The 19,286-nt window shown below is 72.1% G+C and carries 17 protein-coding genes and 2 pseudogenes; 10 read left to right on the top strand and 9 right to left on the bottom strand.

The window, feature by feature from the left end:
• Window positions 1-91 precede the first annotated feature (91 nt).
• The 3 genes from ACFWBB_RS36350 to ACFWBB_RS36340 form a co-directional block, all read right to left on the bottom strand.
• Entirely contained in the window at window positions 92-1,375 is a 1,284-nt protein-coding gene (locus ACFWBB_RS36350; protein ID WP_385281525.1) for a DUF2637 domain-containing protein, read from the bottom strand.
• Window positions 1,376-1,451: 76 nt separating this feature from the next.
• The gene (locus tag ACFWBB_RS36345; protein ID WP_385281524.1) at window positions 1,452-2,468 is read right to left on the bottom strand and encodes a DUF3558 domain-containing protein; all 1,017 of its coding nucleotides are present in this window, start codon (window positions 2,466-2,468) and stop codon (window positions 1,452-1,454) included.
• Between the two features lie 118 nt (window positions 2,469-2,586).
• A complete protein-coding gene (locus ACFWBB_RS36340; protein ID WP_385281521.1) occupies window positions 2,587-3,414 on the bottom strand; it encodes a DUF3558 domain-containing protein in 828 nt (275 codons plus the stop codon).
• 230 nt (window positions 3,415-3,644) lie between these two features.
• Here ACFWBB_RS36340 and ACFWBB_RS36335 point away from each other — a divergent pair, with 230 nt between their 5' ends.
• Window positions 3,645-4,838, top strand: a complete 1,194-nt coding sequence (locus tag ACFWBB_RS36335; protein ID WP_385281519.1) for an RtcB family protein — start codon at window positions 3,645-3,647, stop codon at window positions 4,836-4,838.
• A 120-nt stretch (window positions 4,839-4,958) separates the two neighbouring features.
• On the opposite strand, the gene ACFWBB_RS36330 is transcribed toward ACFWBB_RS36335, so the two are convergent.
• From ACFWBB_RS36330 to ACFWBB_RS36315, 4 genes are all read right to left on the bottom strand, one after another.
• Complete coding sequence (locus ACFWBB_RS36330; protein ID WP_385281516.1) at window positions 4,959-6,215, bottom strand: GNAT family N-acetyltransferase; 1,257 nt, start codon at window positions 6,213-6,215, stop codon at window positions 4,959-4,961.
• 41 nt (window positions 6,216-6,256) lie between these two features.
• On the bottom strand, window positions 6,257-6,442 hold the full coding sequence (locus ACFWBB_RS36325) for a hypothetical protein (protein WP_385281535.1): 186 nt from the start codon (window positions 6,440-6,442) through the stop codon (window positions 6,257-6,259).
• Window positions 6,439-7,215 (bottom strand): SDR family NAD(P)-dependent oxidoreductase, encoded by a 777-nt coding sequence (locus ACFWBB_RS36320; protein WP_385281514.1) that lies wholly within the window; start codon window positions 7,213-7,215, stop codon window positions 6,439-6,441. The genes ACFWBB_RS36325 and ACFWBB_RS36320 overlap by 4 nt, the downstream gene beginning before the upstream one ends.
• 64 nt (window positions 7,216-7,279) lie before the next feature.
• Window positions 7,280-7,618, bottom strand: coding sequence for a YnfA family protein (locus tag ACFWBB_RS36315; protein WP_385281511.1), 339 nt, complete (start codon window positions 7,616-7,618; stop codon window positions 7,280-7,282).
• Window positions 7,619-7,756: 138 nt separating this feature from the next.
• Between ACFWBB_RS36315 and ACFWBB_RS36310 the strand changes: the two genes are divergently transcribed.
• From ACFWBB_RS36310 to ACFWBB_RS36295, 4 genes and pseudogenes are all read left to right on the top strand, one after another.
• Window positions 7,757-8,260, top strand: coding sequence for a hypothetical protein (locus ACFWBB_RS36310; RefSeq protein WP_385281509.1), 504 nt, complete (start codon window positions 7,757-7,759; stop codon window positions 8,258-8,260).
• A 68-nt stretch (window positions 8,261-8,328) separates the two neighbouring features.
• Complete coding sequence (locus ACFWBB_RS36305) at window positions 8,329-8,802, top strand: MarR family winged helix-turn-helix transcriptional regulator (RefSeq protein ID WP_385281507.1); 474 nt, start codon at window positions 8,329-8,331, stop codon at window positions 8,800-8,802.
• A 7-nt stretch (window positions 8,803-8,809) separates the two neighbouring features.
• Window positions 8,810-9,844, top strand: a complete 1,035-nt coding sequence (locus tag ACFWBB_RS36300; RefSeq protein ID WP_385281505.1) for a permease — start codon at window positions 8,810-8,812, stop codon at window positions 9,842-9,844.
• Window positions 9,841-10,774, top strand: a pseudogene (locus ACFWBB_RS36295) (TIGR03943 family putative permease subunit). The gene ACFWBB_RS36300 and the pseudogene ACFWBB_RS36295 overlap by 4 nt, the downstream one beginning before the upstream one ends.
• A 25-nt stretch (window positions 10,775-10,799) precedes the next feature.
• Here the strand turns inward: ACFWBB_RS36295 and ACFWBB_RS36290 are convergent.
• Together ACFWBB_RS36290 and ACFWBB_RS36285 are read right to left on the bottom strand one after the other, a co-directional pair.
• Window positions 10,800-11,047 (bottom strand): annotated as a pseudogene (locus ACFWBB_RS36290) (winged helix-turn-helix transcriptional regulator); the annotation flags it as partial.
• Window positions 11,048-11,086: 39 nt separating this feature from the next.
• Window positions 11,087-11,881, bottom strand: a complete 795-nt coding sequence (locus ACFWBB_RS36285) for a DUF6597 domain-containing transcriptional factor (RefSeq protein WP_385281502.1) — start codon at window positions 11,879-11,881, stop codon at window positions 11,087-11,089.
• Between the two features lie 235 nt (window positions 11,882-12,116).
• Between ACFWBB_RS36285 and ACFWBB_RS36280 the strand changes: the two genes are divergently transcribed.
• From ACFWBB_RS36280 to ACFWBB_RS36260, 5 genes are all read left to right on the top strand, one after another.
• Window positions 12,117-13,235, top strand: a complete 1,119-nt coding sequence (locus ACFWBB_RS36280; protein WP_385281499.1) for an LLM class flavin-dependent oxidoreductase — start codon at window positions 12,117-12,119, stop codon at window positions 13,233-13,235.
• Window positions 13,232-13,867 carry an FMN reductase gene (locus ACFWBB_RS36275; RefSeq protein WP_385281496.1) on the top strand — a complete coding sequence of 212 codons (636 nt, stop codon included), beginning with the start codon at window positions 13,232-13,234 and terminating at the stop codon, window positions 13,865-13,867. Before ACFWBB_RS36280 ends, ACFWBB_RS36275 begins: the two co-directional genes overlap by 4 nt.
• 304 nt (window positions 13,868-14,171) lie before the next feature.
• Window positions 14,172-14,897 (top strand): response regulator transcription factor, encoded by a 726-nt coding sequence (locus ACFWBB_RS36270; protein ID WP_385281494.1) that lies wholly within the window; start codon window positions 14,172-14,174, stop codon window positions 14,895-14,897.
• A 76-nt stretch (window positions 14,898-14,973) separates the two neighbouring features.
• Window positions 14,974-16,416, top strand: coding sequence for an ATP-binding protein (locus ACFWBB_RS36265; RefSeq protein ID WP_385281533.1), 1,443 nt, complete (start codon window positions 14,974-14,976; stop codon window positions 16,414-16,416).
• Window positions 16,417-16,730: 314 nt separating this feature from the next.
• Window positions 16,731-19,181: a SpoIIE family protein phosphatase gene (locus ACFWBB_RS36260; protein WP_385281491.1), complete on the top strand. Its 2,451-nt coding sequence runs from the start codon at window positions 16,731-16,733 to the stop codon at window positions 19,179-19,181.
• Window positions 19,182-19,286: the final 105 nt, after the last annotated feature.

The following is a 19,286-nucleotide window of genomic DNA, read 5'->3' as shown; positions in this document are numbered from 1 at the left end:
CCCCGCCCGGGGGCGGCCGGGTCGCCCCCCCGGGGGGGGCGCCGGGTGCCCCCCCCGGGCCCCCCCTCCGTCGTATCCGTCGTATCCGCCGCTACGCGATGTGGTCCTCTTCGAGTTCCGCCGCATGACGGTTCTGGAAGCGCATCACCATGCGCTTGGCCTCGGCGTCGAGCAGCGGAGCGCCGTACGTCGCCTCCACGTCGTCGCTGAACTGACTCGGCGTCGGGTAGCCGCCGCTGCTTATCGACTGCTTGAAGACCTGGTAGTACGCCTCCTCGTCCGGCTCGACGAGCGGAGTCCCACCGCCCCCGCCCAGCTCACGGCTGCGCCCCGGGCCCACCGGGATCGGGAACGAGCCGGTCTCCTCCGGGGAGGGCTCCTGGGCCGGCGGCTCCTCCTGGTACTGGTCCGCGTACTGCTCGGCCTGCTGCTGCTCCTCGTACCACTGGGCGTACTGCTCGGAGGGGTCGTACGTCGGGTCGTAGCCGCCCTGGTAGGCCACCTCGTGCGGCGCCTGGAACCACGGGCTCTGCTCCTCCTCGGGCGGCGCGGGCGGCTGCTCGGCCGGCTGGACCCGGGGTTGCTGCCGCTGCTGCCGAACCGGGGCCGCCGCCAGTTGCTGCTGGGGCGCCGGAGCCGGCGTCTGGAGCTGTGCCGGCACCGGCGCCGAGGGCAGCAGGGCCGGCTCTATGCCCGCCGCCGCCAGGCCCGCCGGGGCCGTCTCCGTGAGCGGAACGCCGTAGCGCGCCAGGCGCAGCGGCATCAGCGACTCCACCGGGGCCTTGCGGCGCCAGGCGCGGCCGAAGCGGGAGTGGAGCCTCGCCTGGTAGACGAGACGTTCCTGCTCCAGCTTGATCACCTGCTCGTAGGAGCGCAGCTCCCACAGCTTCATACGGCGCCAGAGAAGGAAGGTGGGCAGCGGGGAGAGCAGCCAGCGCGTGAGGCGCACGCCCTCCATGTGCTTGTCCGCCGTGATGTCCGCGATCCGGCCGATCGCGTGCCGGGCCGCCTCGACGGACACCACGAACAGGATCGGGATCACCGCGTGCATGCCCGTGCCCAGGGGGTCCGGCCAGGCCGCCGCGCCGTTGAAGGCGATGGTCGCCGCCGTGAGCAGCCACGCCGTCTGCCGCAGCAGCGGGAAGGGGATGCGGATCCAGGTCAGCAGCAGGTCCAGGGCCAGCAGGACGCAGATACCCGCGTCGATGCCGATCGGGAACACATAGGAGAAGTTCCCGAAGCCCTTCTCGAGGGCCAGTTCCCGGACGGCCGCGTACGAACCGGCGAAGCCTATGCCGGCGATGATCACGGCGCCGGTCACGACCACGCCGATGAGAACGCGGTGCGTCCGGGTCAGCTGTATTGGCGCGGACACCCGTACTCCCCTCCCCTTGCGTGTTCTTGCGCGCAACAGGGTGGCACATGTGTGCGGCGCACGTGTTGCCGGTCCGTCAGCTCTTCGTGGAAGCGGAAGCCTTCGGGGCCGCTGCCGCCGCCTTGGACGCCGTCGCCCCGGGGGTCGCCGACGCCGACTTGGAGGGCGCCTTGGAGGGCGCCTTGGAGGGCGCCTTGGAGGGGGTCGCCGACGGGGCCGACGAGGCCGACCCGGAGGGGGACGGGCTCGACGGGCTCTTGGTCGACGTACCCGAACTGCCGCTGCCGCCCTCGCCGTTGGCCGACTGCACGGCGGCCACCGCCTCCTTGGCCGCCTTCTCCGCCGACTTCGTCAGGGTCTCCGCGCTCGGCGCCTTGTCGCCCGCCAGACCGGCACCGTTGTAGTCGAGCGTGAGCACGACGTTCTCGACCCGGACCACGACCGTCTGCTGCTTGAAGGCGCCTTCCGACTTCTTCAGGTCGTAGTGCACCGACGTCGCCTCGTCACCCGTCGCGGCGACCGGCTCCGACCTGACGTTCTTCGCGCCCGACACCGCCTGGGAGACCTTGACCTGCTTCGCGTAGTACGTCTTCGCCTGCGACTCGCCGTCACCGGTCGTCGCGTCCGACTCGAAACGCAGCAGAGAAACGTTCAGCCAGCGGAACTGCGAGCCCTTGACGCCGTTGTTGGCCAGGCTGGACCAGGAGCAGTTGGCCCGGGCGGCGGTGTCGCTGGACGTCCCCTCCTTGCCCGAGGCCGCCCCCTTCGGCACCAGCTCCGTCAGGGTCTTCTTCGACACCACCGCACACGCCTCGGGCAGCGTCTTGTACGCCGCCGCCTGCACGGTGGGCGCGGCGCTCGCCGTCGAGTCGGCGCCGGAACCTGAACCGGTGGAGGCGCTGGTGTCCTTCGCGTCGTCGCCCGAGCCGGAGTCGGAGGAGCAGCCCGCGGCGACCAGCATCACCGGGACGGCGACCGCCGCGGCCAGCAGGCGGTTCAGCCCTCCGGCCCGGGTCACTCGCTCGGCACGCTGCTCGCGCTGGTCAAACTGGCCGTCTCGCTGGGCTCGTCGCTGCATGGTTCCTTCACTCATGACGCTCGTGGTTCCTGCGGTCGGATCGGGTCCGAGGGGCCACGGTAGTCGGTGAAGAAGCTGTGCGGTTCCGCCTCGAAGGCTTTGCGGGTGAGGCACGAACCGGGCCGAAGTGCCCTCAGCCCGCCAGCGAGTCGTCCAGCTGCGCGGCCAGTTTCCTGGCCTTGTCCTGCATTTCCTCACTGTCCGGCACCGCGCCGACGGTCGCCGGCTGCTCCTCGTACTCGATGGTCACCAAGACGTTGGACGTGCGGAACGCCACAGTCACCGTGCGCTGTTCGGCCGTCGAACCGGAGCTGTTGAGCGTGTCGTCGACGAACGCCTCGTCGCCCAGGTCCTCCAGGACGCGGGACTGGAGGGCGGCGGTGGGAACGGTCGAGGAGGCCGAGGCCGAGGCCGGCGAAGAGGCCGTGGCGGAGGGGGAGACGGGGGCCGTCGCGGAGGCGGAGGAACTCCCGCCCGGCGAAGGGGAGCCGGTCGTCGTGGAGGCGGCGGGTGCCGGAAGGTCGGCCGCGGTCACCTTCTTGGCGAAGAGGGCCTCGGCCTGGTTGTCGTCGCTCACGGCGTTGTCGTAGGACACGACCCGCTCGAAGTCGATGAGGAGATGGTCGGTGGCGTCCGTCGACTCCACCTTCCAACGGCAGCCCACCTTGCGGTCCGTGTCGTACGTCAGCGTCGCCTCACCCGCGTAGGCCGTGTCACGCTGTGTCTCGTCGGCGAGCTGCTTGATGCCGGGGAGCAGCGAGTCGAGCGTGGCCCGGCTCACCACACCGCAGGCCTCGGGGAGCGTGGCGTACTTGCCGGGCTGCGCGACGGCGGTGGCCGTTCCCGCCTCGCCCGGGTTGGAGTCGTCCGTCGAGCCGCCTTCGTCGGAACCGCCGGTGCAGCCGGCCAGCAGCGCCGCGAGGAGCGCGACGACGCCGGGTACGTATGCCTTCCGCTGCACGGTCGGCTCCTCTCGACGGTCATGTTCGTCCGTCGTGGGCGACGGTCGGGTGATGGGCGGTGGTCCGGTGTCCCCGCTGGTTATTCGCTTGCCGAGCGGGGTCGGCCCCTGGAGACAATGTGTATCGCACGTGGAGCTGTGGATGCCGGTCCGCTGTCCTTTTCGTTGGACCTTGGCGCCAGTTTTGCGACTTGAGACTTCTGTATTGATTCCGGGCGAATGAGGGCGATATGTCGTACGTGGAGATGCCGGGCGCGAAGGTACCCATCCGTATGTGGACCGACCCGGCGTCGGTCGAGGAGGGCGCGCTCCAGCAGCTGCGGAACGTGTCGACGCTGCCGTGGATCAAGGGGCTGGCCGTCATGCCGGACGTCCACTACGGCAAGGGCGCGACGGTCGGGTCGGTCATCGCGATGCAGGGCGCCGTGTGCCCGGCGGCGGTGGGGGTCGACATCGGGTGCGGGATGTCGGCGGTGAAGACGTCGTTGACGGCGAACGATCTGCCGGGGGACCTGTCCCGGCTTCGCTCGAAGATCGAGCAGGCGATTCCGGTGGGCCGGGGGATGCACGACACCGCCGTCGACCCGGGACGGCTCCACGGCCTCACCGCCACGGGGTGGGACGACTTCTGGGGGCGGTTCGACGGGGTCGCGGAGGCGGTGAAGTTCCGTGCGGAGCGTGCCGCGAAGCAGATGGGGACGCTCGGCGGGGGCAATCACTTCGTTGAAGTCTGTGTGGATACGGATGGTTCGGTCTGGCTGATGCTGCACTCCGGTTCCCGGAACATCGGCAAGGAACTCGCCGAGTTCCACATCGGGGTGGCGCAGAAGCTCCCGCACAACCAGGGCCTGATCGACCGCGATCTCGCCGTGTTCGTCTCGGAGACCCCGCAGATGGCGGCGTACCGCAACGACCTGTTCTGGGCGCAGGAGTACGCGAAGTACAACCGCACGCTCATGATGGCGCTCCTGAAGGACGTGATCCGCAAGGAGTTCAAGAAGGCGAAGCCGGCCTTCGAGCAGGAGATCAGCGCGCACCACAACTACGTCGCCGAGGAGCGCTACGACGGGATGGACCTGCTGGTGACCCGCAAGGGCGCGATCCGGGCCGGTTCCGGCGAGTACGGCATCATCCCCGGCTCGATGGGCACCGGTTCGTACATCGTGAAGGGCCTCGGCAACGAGAAGGCCTTCAACTCGGCCTCGCACGGCGCGGGTCGGCGGATGAGCCGCACCGCGGCGAAGCGTCGGTTCTCGACCAAGGACCTGGAGGACCAGACACAGGGCGTGGAGTGCCGTAAGGACTCCGGCGTCGTGGACGAGATCCCGGGCGCCTACAAGCCGATCGAGCAGGTCATCGATCAGCAGCGGGACCTGGTGGAGGTCGTGGCGAAGCTGAAGCAGGTCGTGTGCGTCAAGGGCTGATGCCTGACGGGCCGCGTGTGACGGCGTGATGCGTGACGGAGGGACGCCGCCGCTCCGCGGAGACGGTCCGCGGTGGGGGGCTTGAGCCGGTTGGGCTCGGGCCCCTCACGCGTCCCTCCCTCAGCCGAGCCGTTTCTCCAGCAGGGTCACCGCGTACGGGCTGCCCGTGCCGCCCTCCTTGGCGCGCTGTTCGCCGACGACCGTGTAGCCCGCGGACTCGTAGTACCTGCGCAGGTGGGGGTTGGTGGAGAGGCAGTCCAGGCGGGCGTAGGGGCGGCCGGTCGCGGCGATGCGGGCCTCCGCCTGCGCCAGCATGTTGCGGCCCGTGCCCGGTGGGGACGTGTGGGGGGTCGTCATCAGGCGGTGGATGTAGCCCGCGTCGGCGGGGCGGGGGCCCCAGGCGGCCGGGTCGTCCCACCAGAGTTCCCAGGCGCCGGTCGGCGTTCCGGCCGCGTACGCCAGCCAGACCTCGCCCGCGTGCATACGGTCGACGAAGTGGGCCTCGGTCTTCTCGCCCGGCTGCCACTGCTCGATGCCCCGGGCCAGTTGCCACAGGGCGGCCGTGTCGCGCAGGCGGACCAGGAGGGGAGCGTCCCCGGGTGCCGCCCTGCGGTAGGTCAACCCGGGCCAGGTGGTGGGGACCGGTTCGAGGAGGTTGGCCCGCAGGGCCGTCGTCAGGGCTTCCGCGTCCATGCTGAGGGCCTGCGACACGTACGCCTCTAGTGAGCCGTAACGTCCCCTCAGCGCCTCCAGGAACAGGCGCATCACCGACTCGGGGGCCCGGCCGAAGGACGGCCACACCGGGACGCGGCCCTCGTTTCGCGCGCTCCAGTCGGCGAGCAGGGCCTCGGTCGCCAGTTCCGTCAGGCTGAAGTCCTCGATGATCACCTCGTCCGGGACGCCCAGCAGGCCCAGGACCAGGGCGGCCAACTGCCCGGTGCGGTCCTTGCCCGAGGCGCAGTGGAAGACCAGTCCCTCATGAGCTCGCGCCACCAGCTCCAGGGCCGCCGCGATCTCCTTCGTGCCGTCCTCCGCCACCTCCATGAAGCGTGCCGAGAGGTACGGGCCGGGGTCGACGTCCGGGGTCAACGACGGCTGGTCGTACGGACGGTGCTCGATGCTGAGGTTCCGGTAGGTGAAGGAGTCGTGCTCCGGGATCCGGCCTCTGGACTCCGCCTCCCACGGGTGGCGCAGGTCGATCACCGTGCGGATGCCCAGGGCGAGGAAGCGGTCCCAGTCCGGGGTGTCCGGTCTCAGCTTGCCGAGCGAGTCCGCGCGGAAGAGCCGGCCGGCGCGGACCCGATGGCCGGTACCGGTCGGGTATCCGCCCAGGTCACGGAAGTTGTGCAGTGTCTCGAACGGTATGTGTCTGTCCACGTGGAAACCCTATTCGCGTGACTGTCGCTTCGCGGTGACCGTCACCTCGCGTGGCGGACCGCGTAGATCATCACGAACGCCACGACGTGGATGCCGAAGAGGAAGTAGGCCAGGAAGACCCACATCCTGCGCTCGTCCCTGGTCTCCTGGGCGAGGCGGCGCTGTTCCATCGAGCGCTGCTCCGGTGAGCGCGGGTCCTTCCCGGCGGTCTCCTCCTCGGCCGTCACGGTTCCCGGTGGACCTTCGTGTTGGACGCCTGGGCGCGGGGGCGAAGGACGAGGAGATCGACGTTGACGTGGCTGGGGCGGGTGACCGCCCAGGTGATCGTCTCGGCCACGTCGGAGGCGGTGAGGGGTTCGGCGACGCCCTCGTAGACCTTGGCGGCCCTGGCCTCGTCGCCGCCGAAGCGGGTGAGGGCGAACTCGTCGGTCCTGACCATGCCGGGGGCGACCTCGATGACGCGCACCGGCAGGCCGACGATCTCCAGGCGGAGGGTCTCGGCGAGGACATGGGCACCGTGCTTGGCGGCGACATAGCCGCCGCCGCCCTCGTACGTCCCGTGCCCGGCGGTCGAGGACACCACCACGACCGTTCCGTCACCGCTCGCCACCAGCTTCGGGAGCAGGGCCTGGGTGACGTTGAGGGTGCCGAGGACGTTCGTCTCGTACATCGTGCGCCAGTCGGCCGGGTCGCCGGTGGCGACGGGGTCGGCGCCGAGTGCGCCGCCCGCGTTGTTGACGAGGACGCCGATCGTCTTGAAGGCGCCGGCGAACTCGTCGACCACCGCGCGGTCCGTGACGTCCAGCGGGTACGCCGTCGCGGAGCCGCCCGTCCGTGTGATCTCCTCGGCCAGCGCCTCTATGCGGTCCTTGCGGCGGGCGGTCAGGACGACCCGGTAGCCGGCCGCGGCGAGCTGCCGGGCGGTGGCGGCGCCGATTCCGCTGCTCGCACCGGTGACGACGGCGATGCGGGAGGCGGCGGACGGTGCGGCGGTGGCCATGGGCTGCTCCTCATGCACGGGGGTGTTTCATTCATACGATCGGCTGCCGCCCAGCGTATCGGGGTCAGCCGCCGTTCCTCGGGGCCCACATGATCATGGCCATCCCGGCGAGGCAGACCAGGGCGCCGGACGCGTCCCAGCGGTCGGGGCGGTAACCGTCGGCGACCATGCCCCACAGCAGGGAGCCGGCCACGAAGATGCCGCCGTACGCGGCGAGGATGCGGCCGAAATGGGCGTCGGGCTGGAAGGTGGCGACGAAGCCGTACGCGCCGAGGGCGAGGACTCCGCCCGTCGCCCACAGCCAGCCGCGGTGCTCTCGTACGCCCTGCCAGACCAGCCAGGCGCCGCCGATCTCGAAGAGCGCGGCGACGACGAACAGGGCGGCGGACCGGAGGATGAGCATGGCCGCAGCTTGGCACGGCGGGGTGCTGTCACCTGTTGGAGGGCGCCTGCCGGACGCCGGGCGTGGGATACATCCCCTTCATACGACCCGTACCCGACCCGGGCGGTTTCTGATCGGTTCTGATCGAGGAGTGGTGGCATGCGCATGATGCGGGGTCTCGCCGTGTGGGGTGCGGTGCTGGCGGCGGTGGGGACGGGGGTCGCACCCGCGCGGGCGGCGGCGGGGGAGGCAGCGGGGGGCGCGGCGGTGGACGCGTCCGAGGCCGACCTGTCGTACCACGGTTCCGCCGTCATGGCGGGCGGCCGGATCGACGTCCGGCTGACTCCGCGCAATCACGGTCCGGCGGACGTCGCCGACTCGACCGTGCGGCTGCGCTGGTCGGTGCCGCTGGCGGCCGGGGCGCAGCGGCTGCCGGCCGGCTGCGCGCGGACGGGCCGCCAGGAGGTGGTCTGCCGGACGGGGGCGCTGGCCGCGGACGGGCTGGGGGAGGCGATCGCGTTGCGGGTGTGGCTGCGGGGGCGGCCGACGGAGGTGACGATGGCCGTCGACACGCTGTGGGGTGGCGGGGCGGTGGACCGTAACCGGTCGAACGACCAGCAGCAGGTGCTGGTACTGGAGACCGGGGACGCCTACTTCTTCTGACGCCGGCCCGACCGGGGCGTCGTACCATCTGCGGACGGCGCTGACGCCGGTGCCGACGAAGGGGTGCGATGTCCGGAAACGTGCGGTCGCGGCTGCTGGACGAGCTGGCCGTCGTGTCGCGTCGGTACGTGGCCGCGTACGCCCTGTTCAACCAGGCCCTCGCCGACCGCCTCGGCCTGCATCCCACGGATCTGCAGTGTCTGAACCTGCTGACGCTGGAACGGGCGCCGGTGACGACGGGCCGGGTCGCCGAGCTGACGGGGCTGACCACCGGGTCGGCGACGCGGCTGGTGGACCGGCTGGAGCGGGCGGGCTACGTCGTCCGGGAGCGCGACGCGGCCGACCGGCGGCGGGTCCTGGTGGTCACGGTGCCGGAGCGGATCGCCGAGTTCGGGCGGATGTGGGAGCGACTGGGCGGCGACTGGATGCCGCTCTTCGAGGACCTGGCGGACGCCGAACTCGCGGTGATCGTGCGGCACATGCGGCGCACGGTGGAGTTCGGCGCGGAGCAGGTCACGCGATTGCGGGAAGGCCGGGTGTAGGGGCGGCATGCAGGAGACGGGCATACGGCCGTCCGCGGCGGCGGCCGGGGAAGTGCGGGCAGCGGACACCCCACCGGGGCGTGAACTGCCCCGGCACTGGCCGCTGTTGCTGCTGGGCGCGGCGGTGGTGCCGGGTGTGCTGCTGGTGCTCGTCGGGCGGTCGCTGGACGAGCCGGCGGTGCAGGCGTGGCGGACGGTGTGCCTGGCCGTGACCGTGCAGGCGCTGCCGTTCCTGCTGCTGGGCACGGCTCTGTCGGGGGCGATCAACGCGTTCGTGCCGGCCCGGGTCTTCGGCCGGCTGCTGCCGAAGCGGGCCGCGCTGGCCGTGCCGGTCGCGGGGATGGCCGGGGTGGTGCTGCCGGGGTGCGAGTGCGCCTCGGTGCCGGTGGCGAACAGTCTGATCGGGCGGGGGGTCACGCCGGCCGCCGCGTTCGCGTTCCTGCTGTCGGCGCCCGCCGTGAACCCGGTGGTGCTGACGGCCACGGCCGTCGCTTTCCCGGGCAGCCCCGAGATGGTGTTCGCCCGGCTGCTCGCTTCGCTGGTCACCGCCGCCGCGATGGGCTGGCTGTGGCTCTGGCTGGGGCGGGAGGAGTGGTTGCGGCCCACCGCCGTCCGCCATACCGGCCATGTTCCCGGACGCAGCCGGTTCACCGAGTTCCGCCGTGGTTTCCAGCACGACTTCCTGCACGCGGGGGGTTTCCTGGTGGTGGGGGCGATGGCGGCGGCGACGTTCAACGTGGCGGTGCCGCGTTCGCTGCTCGACACCTTCGCGGGTTCGCCGTGGCTGTCCGTGCTGTTCCTCGCGGCGCTGGCGATCGTGCTGGCGGTGTGCAGCGAGGCGGACGCGTTCGTGGCGGCCTCGCTGAGCGGGTTCTCGCCGGTCGCGCGGCTGGCGTTCATGGTGGTGGGGCCGATGGTCGACCTGAAGCTGATCGCGCTCCAGGCGGGGACGTTCGGGCGGGCCTTCGCGGTGCGGTTCTCGTCGGCCACGGCGGTGGTCGCCGTGGTGTGCAGCGCGGTGATCGGAGGGGTGCTGCTGTGAGACGGTTCGTGCAGGTGGGGCTGCTGGTGCTGGCCGGGCTGGGGTTGTTGCACACCTCGCTGTTCACGGACGAGTACCTGCGGCTCGTCAAGGAGGGGATGCGGCCGCTGCTGGTCGCCTCCGGGGTGCTGCTGGTGCTCCTGGGCTTGGCGGAGGCGTGGGCCGCACCGCCGGAGGCGGGGCACGCGGGGCATGGCGATGCGGGGCACGCGGGGCATGGCGATGCGGGGCATGGCGATGCGGGGCACGGTCGGCAGGGTCATGGTGATGCGGGACGCGGTCCGCAGGGGCACGCTCGCGGTCACGAGGGCCACGGCCGACGGGGGCACGGTCACGGTCATGGAGGCCATGGCCGGCCGGGGCGCGGTCATGCGGACCTGGGGCATCAGGGGGGCCACGGGCACGATCACTCCGGCTGTTCCGCGGGTGGCCTGGCTGTTGTTCCTGCCGGCGCTGAGCCTGCTCTTCTACGCGCCTCCCGCGCTCGGCTCCTACACGGCCTCGCGGGAGCCCGCGAAGGCCGTCGCCGTGCAGGAGGACGCCTTCGATCCGCTGCCCGCGACCTCTCCGCTGCCGATCACGCTCACCGACTTCACCCAGCGGGTGCAGCAGGACCGGTCGCTGGCGGTCCGGGGCCGCACGGTCGTGATGACCGGCTTCGTCAGCCCGGCCGCGGGGAACCAGGACGGCTGGTATCTGACCCGGATCATCGTCAGTTGCTGTGCTGCGGACGCGTCGTCCGTCAAGGTGCTGGTGCAGGGGATCGCGGCGCCGAAGACCGACACCTGGGTCGACGTCACCGGGACCTGGCACGGGAGCGGCACGCTGGGCACGTCGTCGGCGGCGGTCGAGTTGGCGGCGCGGAGCGTGCAGAAGGTCGGGAAGCCGTCCAACAGCTACATGGACGCCCTGCCGCTCGGCATCCGTTGAGGGACGCCGGTCGGACGTCGGGGGTGTCCGCGTCGTAGCGCCGGCGGGCCGCCCGGACCTCGTCGAAGTGGATCTCCGCCCAGTCCTCGACGGCCGTGAGCGGCAGCGCGAGGTTGCTGCCGAGGGCGGGCAGCTCGTAGTCGACGCGGACGGGGACGGACGGGACGGGGACGGACGGGGTGACCGTGCGGGTCAGGATGCCGTCGCGCTCCAGGGTGCGCAGGGTCCGGGTGAGTTTTTGGGACTGACGCCGGCGATCCTGCGGGCCAGGTCCTCTGGTGCGGAGCCGGGTAGGTCTCAGCGCCGTGCTGCCTACGCGGCGCGATGTCTCGCGTAGGTCGCAGGGGGGACCCCGACCGTCGCGGTGAAGTCCCGCACCAGGTGGGCCTGGTCCGCGTAGCCCAGGTCTGCGGCCAGGGCCGCCCAGTCCACCGCCTGCTCGGCCTCCGCGTGTTCCAGCGCCTCGTGGATGCGATGGCGGAGGATCACCCACTTCGGGCCGACCCCCACGTACGCGGCGAACAGGCGCTGGAGCCGCCGTACCGAGAGGCCCTCGCCGCCCGCCAGGTCCGACACCCTGCGCATGGTGCGGTCGGTGCGGATGCGGTCGACGAGGGCCGTCGCCAGGTCCGCCCGCGGGTCCGGGGCGGGGGCGAGGGCCAGGAGGTGGGCGTCCAGGGCGGCCACCCGGGCGCTCTCGTCCGCCGGGGTGAGGACCGGGGCCGGGTCGGTGCCGGTGAGGTGTACCCGGCGGCCCGTCCAGTGGGAGACCGGCCGGCCGGGGGCGAAGGGACGGAAGCCGCCCGGGCGGAACTTGACGCCGCAGACCCGTCCCCGGCCCTCCAGTTTCTGCGTGAAGAGGCCCTGCTGGACGCCGGCGATCTCGACGAAGGGTTCCTGGCCCTCGAACCGCTGGAACACCAGGTGGACCGCGGGATGCGGGACCACGTGGGAGACGTACGGCTCGGTCAGGTCCCAGTCGATCAGCCAGTAGTGCTCGACGTAGGGGCGCAGGGACGGGGCCGGTTCGGGGCGGCGGAAGCGCACGCGTGCGAGGAAGTCCGCGGCGTCGACGATGCCTCGGGTGTCACGGCGTGGGGTGGCCATCTCCGGATCGTAGGACGAGGCACTGACAGTCGGGCCTCGGCAGCGCGGCGGAGGTCGCGGCGACGGGCGGGACGGAGGTCGCGACGGAGGCCGTGACAGAGGTCGCGGCAGAGGCCGTGACGGAGGCCGTGAGGAGGCCGCGACAGAGGCCGTGAGGGTCGGCGGAATACAGGGAGAGGGGATGCCGTTAGGGCGGTATAGTTTAACGGTCAACAACTTTGGAGGTTGAGCGACCATGCAGTTCGGGATCTTCAGCGTCGGCGATGTCACGCCGGACCCCACCACGGGCCGTACGCCGACCGAGCGCGAGCGGATCAAGGCCATGGTCGCCATCGCGCTGAAGGCCGAGGAGGTCGGCCTCGACGTCTTCGCCACCGGTGAGCACCACAACCCGCCGTTCGTGCCGTCGTCCCCGACGACGATGCTCGGGTACATAGCCGCGCGGACGGAGAAGCTGGTCCTCTCCACCTCCACCACCCTCATCACCACCAACGACCCGGTGAAGATCGCCGAGGACTTCGCGATGCTCCAGCACCTGGCGGACGGCCGGGTGGACGTCATGATGGGCCGCGGGAACACCGGGCCGGTCTACCCCTGGTTCGGCCAGGACATCCGGCAGGGCATCAACCTCGCCATCGAGAACTACGCCCTGCTGCGCAGGCTGTGGCGCGAGGACGTCGTCGACTGGGAGGGCAAGTTCCGTACGGCCCTCCAGGGCTTCACCTCCACGCCCCGCCCGCTGGACGACGTACCGCCGTTCGTCTGGCACGGCTCCATCCGCTCGCCCGAGATCGCCGAGCAGGCCGCGTTCTACGGTGACGGCTTCTTCCACAACAACATCTTCTGGCCGGCCGACCACACCAAGCGGATGGTCGAGCTGTACCGCGCCCGCTACGCGCACTACGGACACGGGACGCCCGAGCAGGCCATCGTGGGGCTCGGCGGGCAGGTGTTCATGCGGAAGAACTCGCAGGACGCGGTGCGGGAGTTCCGGCCGTACTTCGACAACGCTCCGGTCTACGGTCACGGGCCGTCCCTGGAGGACTTCACCGACCAGACCCCGCTGACCGTCGGCACGCCGGAGCAGGTCATCGAGAAGACGCTCAAGTTCCGCGAGTACGCGGGCGACTACCAGCGCCAGCTGTTCCTGCTGGACCACGCGGGGCTCCCGCTGAAGACCGTGCTCGAGCAGCTCGACCTGCTCGGTGAAGAGGTCGTACCGGTGCTGCGCAAGGAGTTCGCCGTCGGCCGGCCGGCCGATGTGCCGGACGCGCCGACCCACGAGTCGCTGCTCAAGGCCGCGCAGGCGGCCCAGGCTGCCGGAGCCTCCAAGGAAGGGGTGGACGCCGTATGAAGCTCGTCGTCGTCTCGGCGGGGCTGAGCGTCCCGTCGTCGACCCGGCTGCTGGCCGACCGGCTGGCGGCCGCGACCGCCGGGCGGACCTCGGCGGAGGTGGAGGTCGTGGAGCTGCGTGACCTCGCCGTCGAGATCGCCCACAACCTCACCAACGGCTTCCCCGGCCGCAAGCTTGCGGCCGCGCTGGAGGCGGTGGGGGCGGCGGACGGGCTGATCGCCGTCACACCGGTGTTCTCCGCGTCCTACAGCGGCCTGTTCAAGTCGTTCTTCGACGTGCTCGACCCGGACGCCCTCGCAGGCAGGCCGGTGCTGATCGCCGCCACGGGTGGCTCCGCCCGGCACTCGCTGGTGCTGGAGCACGCCCTGCGGCCGCTCTTCTCCCACCTTCGCGCCGTCGTCGTCCCGACCGCCGTCTACGCGGCCTCGGAGGACTGGGGCGCGGAGGGCCTGCCCGAGCGGATCGAACGGGCGGCGGGGGAGCTGGCGACGCTGATGACGGGCCTGTCCACGCCGCCCGGACCGGCGGAGGCCGGGAAGGACCAGAAGGCGGAGAAGGACCAGAAGGCGGAGAAGGACGAGTTCACGGTCGTGCCGTTCGCCGAACAGCTGGCGGCGCTGGCGGCCCGCTGAGCCCCTGAGCACCGGACGACGAACACCTGCAAGGCCGGTCCGTCCGGTCTTGCAGGCGAGGCGAGGCGAGGCGAGGCGAGGCGGACCGGTCGGCGGCGCCGGCAGCCCGCCGGCCTGTTGAGCGCCGGGCGGGGAAAACCAGCCCGTCCGGCGATCGAGGACGAGGCCGTTCAGGCCGGCAGCGGGGGGCTGGGGGCGGCAGCCCACGGGGCGCGCCCACCCGGACGGTGAGAGCCCAGTAAGAAGGGTGATCGTAGGACCGTCCCCACCGCCCAACCGCCGGAGGCCTTGGCAGACTGGCCCGGTGCCTCCCACCGTGCTGCTCGCCGAAGACGACCGTGCCATCCGCAACGCCCTGGAACGGGCCCTGGCCCTGGAGGGCTACCGGGTCACCGCGGTGGCCGACGGCGTCGAGGCGCTGGCGCACGCCCACAAGAACCCGCCCGACGTGCTCGTCCTCGATGTGATGATGCCCGGGATCGACGGCCTCCAGGTCTGCCGGGTGCTGCGCGCCGAGGGCGACCGCACGCCCATCCTGATGCTCACCGCCCTGGTGGAGACCGCCGACCGGATCGCCGGTCTGGACGCGGGCGCCGACGACTACGTGGTCAAGCCGTTCGACGTCGAGGAGGTCTTCGCCCGGCTGCGGGCGCTGCTGCGCCGCACGAACCCGGACGCCGCTCCCGAGACCGCCGCGCCGGTGGCCGACGTCGCGAAGCGGACGTCCGAGCGGCACGTGGAGGCGGCCGGGCTGCGGATGGACCCGCAGGCGCGGCGGGCCTGGCGGGGCGGGCGGGAGCTGGAACTGACCAGGACCGAGTTCGAGCTGCTGGAACTGCTGGCGCGCAACGCCGGGATCGTCCTGGACCACTCCACGATCTACGACCGCATCTGGGGCTACGACTTCGGTCCCGGCTCCAAGAACCTCGCCGTCTACGTCGGCTATCTGCGCCGCAAGCTCGACCAGCCCGGCGCCCCGCAGCTGATCCACACCGTGCGCGGGGTGGGTTACGTGCTACGGGAAGACTGAGGGACGGGACGGGGTGAGACGTCTGCGTTTCCCGGGTCCCCCGGGTCCCGCGCGTCCGGGGCGTCCGCTGGGCCCGCTGCTGTCCCGGCCGCGGCCGAAGCTGGTGTCGCTGCGCACCACCTTCGCGGTGTCGTTCGCGGCCGTGACCGCCGCGGTCACCGTGCTCGTCGGCGTCCTGTCGTACTCGGCGGCCGCCCGGCTGGTCCGGGTCGACCAGGAGTCGGTGTTCGACGAGGTCGTGCAGGACCTGCGGGACGAGGTGCGCGACCACCGGATGGCGGCGGAGGACTTCTCCTCGTCCGCGCCGGGGCACGACATCGTGCGGCCGGCCCGTACGGACGTACAGGTGCTCGGCCCGGACGGCTCGGTCGTGGACCGGGGCAGCCCCGGGCTGCCCGTCGTCACCGCCGACCGCACGATCGCGGTGGCGGTGACGGCCGGGCGGATCGCCGTCCACAAGGATGTCGACGTCGGCAGTGACGTCTACCGCGTAGCGACCGTCTCCCTCGGCGGCGGCCGGGGCGCGGTGCAGGTGGCGCAGGAGTTCAGCGACACCGAGGACCTGCTGCGTGCGCTCCAGCAGCGCACGCTGATCCTGATGATCGCGGTGGTGACGGCCGCGGGCCTGTTCGGCTGGTGGCTGGCCCGGCGCATCACCCACCGGCTGGTCATCCTCACCACCGCCGCCGAGGACGTCGCGCGCACGCGGCGGCTCGGCGTGCAGGTGCCGGTCACCGGTCACGACGAGGTGGGCCGGCTGGGCCGCGCCTTCGACCGTATGCTCGGCCGGCTCGCCCAGTCGGAGGAGGACCAGCGGCGGCTCGTCCAGGACGCCGGGCACGAACTGCGGACGCCGCTGACGTCTCTGCGTACGAACATCTCGCTGCTGCGCCGCATCGACGAGCTGCCCCCGGACATCCGTGACGAGCTGGTCGCGGATCTGACCCAGGAGGCCAGGGAGCTGACCGACCTGGTCAACGAGCTCGTCGACCTGGCGGCCGGTCAGTCCGACGCCGAACCACCCCGGAAGCTGGACCTCGCCGACATCGCGGAGGAGGTCGCGGGCCTGGCCAGGCGCCGCTCCGGACGGCAGGTCCTGGTCCGGACGAGCGGTGACACCACCCTCTACGGCCGGCCGGGCATGCTTCAGCGGGCGGTGTCCAACCTCGTGGAGAACGCGACCAAGTTCGATCGTGAGGGCAGGGCGCCCGTCGAGATCGGCGTCACCGGACCGTCCTGGCCGGGGGTCGTCCGCGTCGAGGTCCTCGACCGCGGGCCCGGTATCGCGGAAACCGACCTGACCCGCGTCTTCGACCGCTTCTACCGCGCCCCCGACGCGCGCTCCCTGCCGGGTTCCGGGCTGGGCCTGTCGATCGTGCGCGAAGTCGCGCTCGCGCACGGCGGAGCGCCGTTCGCCTTCCGCCGCGCGGGCGGCGGCTCGGTGATCGGCTTCACGGTGGGCGGCGAGCTCCCGGAGAGCTCACGGCCGGGGGAACGGACCCGCGACCGACGCGGGTGAGAGACGCTCCGCCCGGTGCCCGGTGCCCGGTGCCCGGTGCCCGGTGCCCGGTGCCCGGGGTGACGGGGGCGAGGCGAGCGGCCGCGCCCCGCGGCAGCGGCCACACCCCCGCGGCAGCGGCCACACCCCCGGGGTGCGGCAGCGGCCACACCCCCGGGGCAGCGGGAGCGGCCCGGCGGCGACGGGAGAGCGCGGGCGTCGTCGCCGACGGGAGCCCCACACGGATGTGAGCGGCCTCGGGAGGGGACCGCGTTCACGTGTTTGAGGGCCCATCTAGTATGAAATATGCCTTATGCGGGAGTAAGGAGAGCTGGATGGGTGGTGGAACAGAGGAGGTCGCCGAGGCGCTCACCGCGCGTGTCGTCGTCGACGAGCAAGGCACCGTGACCGGCTGGAACGACGGAGCGGCACGGCTGCTCGGGTACGCCCCGGAGGCGGTCGTCGGCCGGCCGGCGGCGGGGCTCCTCGCGGAGGAGCCGGCGCCGGCGGATCTGGCCCCGCTCGCCGCGCTGCCCAGATGGCACGGCACGCTCGCCCTCCGGCACCGGGACGGCCACCGTGTGGAGGCCGGGCTCCTCGCGCACCACCGGACGGCGGAAGACGGGTCCCGTGACTGGCTCCTGGTCTGCGCCGTGCCCGGGCCGCGGTTCCGGCCGGACGACGACGTGCTCATGCGGCGGGGCCTGCTCCAGTCGCCGTCCTGCGCGACCTCGGTGTACGACACGGATCTGCGCTACCGCCGGTCCAGCCGGTCCGCGCAGCGCGCGCTGGGCCTGAGCGAGGAGGAACTGCGCGGGCTGCGGATGACGGACGTGCTGCCCCTGCCGTTGTCCGAGGAGGTCGAGCGGCGGATGCGGCTGGCCCTGGAGACCGGTGAGCCGCAGTACGTGGAGAACCATGGGCGGGCTCCCGGCGAGAACCGTGAGCACGCCTGGTCGGTCCATCTGTACCGGGTGGAGGATGCGGACGGCCGCGTCCTGGGCGTGGCCGCGACCGGGCACGACATGACCGAGCAGTACTGGGCCCGCAAGCGCCTCCAGCTGATCGCCGAGGCCAGCACCCGCATCGGCAGCACGCTCGACGTGACCCGTACCGCGCAGGAGCTGGCGGACGTCGCGGTCCCGGATCTCGCCGACTTCCTCAGCGTCGACCTGCTGACGTCGTTCGAGGAAGGACATGAGGAGCCGGTGCGGCAGGCGGCGCCGGCGGGGGAGGGGGCCGCGCGGGACCAATCCCTGCTGCTGCGGCGCGTCGCCCACCAGTCCGTGCTGCCGGGCGTCCCCGAGGCGGTCCTCGCCCTGGGTGACGTGGACGAGTACCCGCAGAGCTCTCCGGCGGCCGAGAGCCTCCGCTCGGGACGGGCCGTGAGCCGCCGGATGACCGAGTCCGCGATCGCGGAGTGGGTCGACGGGGATCCGCTGCGCATGTCCCGTATCCGTGACTTCGGCTTCCACAGCGTGATGGCCGTGCCCCTGTCGGCCCGTGGCAGCACCCTGGGCGTCGTCATCTTCGCCCGGCACCGTCATCCCGAGCCGTTCCGGCAGGACGACCTGGTGCTGGCCGAGGAACTGGTGGCCAGGGCGGCGGTCTGCATCGACAACGCCTGGCGCTACACCCGCGAGCGCGCGACGGCGGTCACCCTGCAGCGCAGCCTGCTGCCGCGGGGGCTGCCCGAGCAGTCCGCCGTGGAGGTCGCCTCCCGCTATCTTCCGGCCGACGCGCGCGCCGGGGTGGGCGGCGACTGGTTCGACGTGATCCCGCTGTCCGGGGCCAGGGTCGCGCTGGTCGTCGGCGACGTCGTCGGTCATGGCATCCACGCCTCGGCGGCCATGGGACGGCTGCGGACGGCCGTCCGCACCCTCGCCGACATCGATCTGCCCCCCGACGAGCTGCTCACCCACCTCGACGACCTGGTGGGCCGGCTGGCCACCGAGGCGGACGCCCTCGGCGAAGGCGAGCCGGCCGGTGACGTGGGGGCGACCTGCCTGTACGCCGTGTACGACCCGGTCTCCCGGCGCTGCACCGTGGCCAGGGCCGGGCACCCGCTGCCGGCCGTGGTGAGCCCGGACGGCACCGTGGAACTGCTCGCCCTGCCCACGGGGCCTCCCCTGGGCCTGGGCGGACTCCCCTTCGAGTCGATCGAGGTCGAACTGCCCGAAGGCAGTCTGCTGGCCCTCTACACCGACGGTCTGATCCGCTCGCGCTCCCGCGACAGCGACATCGACGACAGCCTCGCCCGCCTGTGCCGGGCCCTGGCCGAACCCTCGGCCTCCCTGGACGTCGTCTGCGACTCGGTCCTCGACCGGATGCTCCCCCGGCTGCCCGCCGACGACGTGGCCTTCCTCGTCGCCCGTACCCGGGCGCTCGACGCCTCGCGTGTCGCCACCTGGGAGATCGACACCGACCCCGCCGCGGTCGCCGACGCCCGGAAGAAGGCGGTCGGCCGCCTGGAGGCCTGGGGTCTGACCGATGCCTCCTTCGTGACCGAGCTGATCGTCAGCGAGCTGGTCACCAACGCGATCCGGCACGGTGAACCACCCGTCCAACTGCGCCTCATCCATGACCGGAACCTGATCTGCGAGGTCTCCGACGGCGGCGGCACGGCCCCCCACATGCGCCGGGCCCGCACGTACGACGAGGGCGGCCGCGGCCTCCTCCTGGTCGCCCAGCTGACCCGGAGCTGGGGCACCCGCCCGGGGGTCAAGGGCAAGACGATCTGGGCGGAACAGGACATCGAGGGACCGGTGGACGGTTCCTGGCAGTGAGCATGAGCCGCGCGCGCCCGGCGTGAGGACCAATGTTGTGCACTTTCTTGACGACGGTAAGAGTAGGGCCTAACTTCACGGTGTCCTTCCCTTCCCCCGGTCAAG

Origin of the sequence: Streptomyces sp. NPDC060000 (assembly GCF_042737375.1) — a bacterium.
Lineage (GTDB): Bacteria > Actinomycetota > Actinomycetes > Streptomycetales > Streptomycetaceae > Streptomyces.
This window is presented reverse-complemented; position numbering and strand designations above follow the sequence as displayed.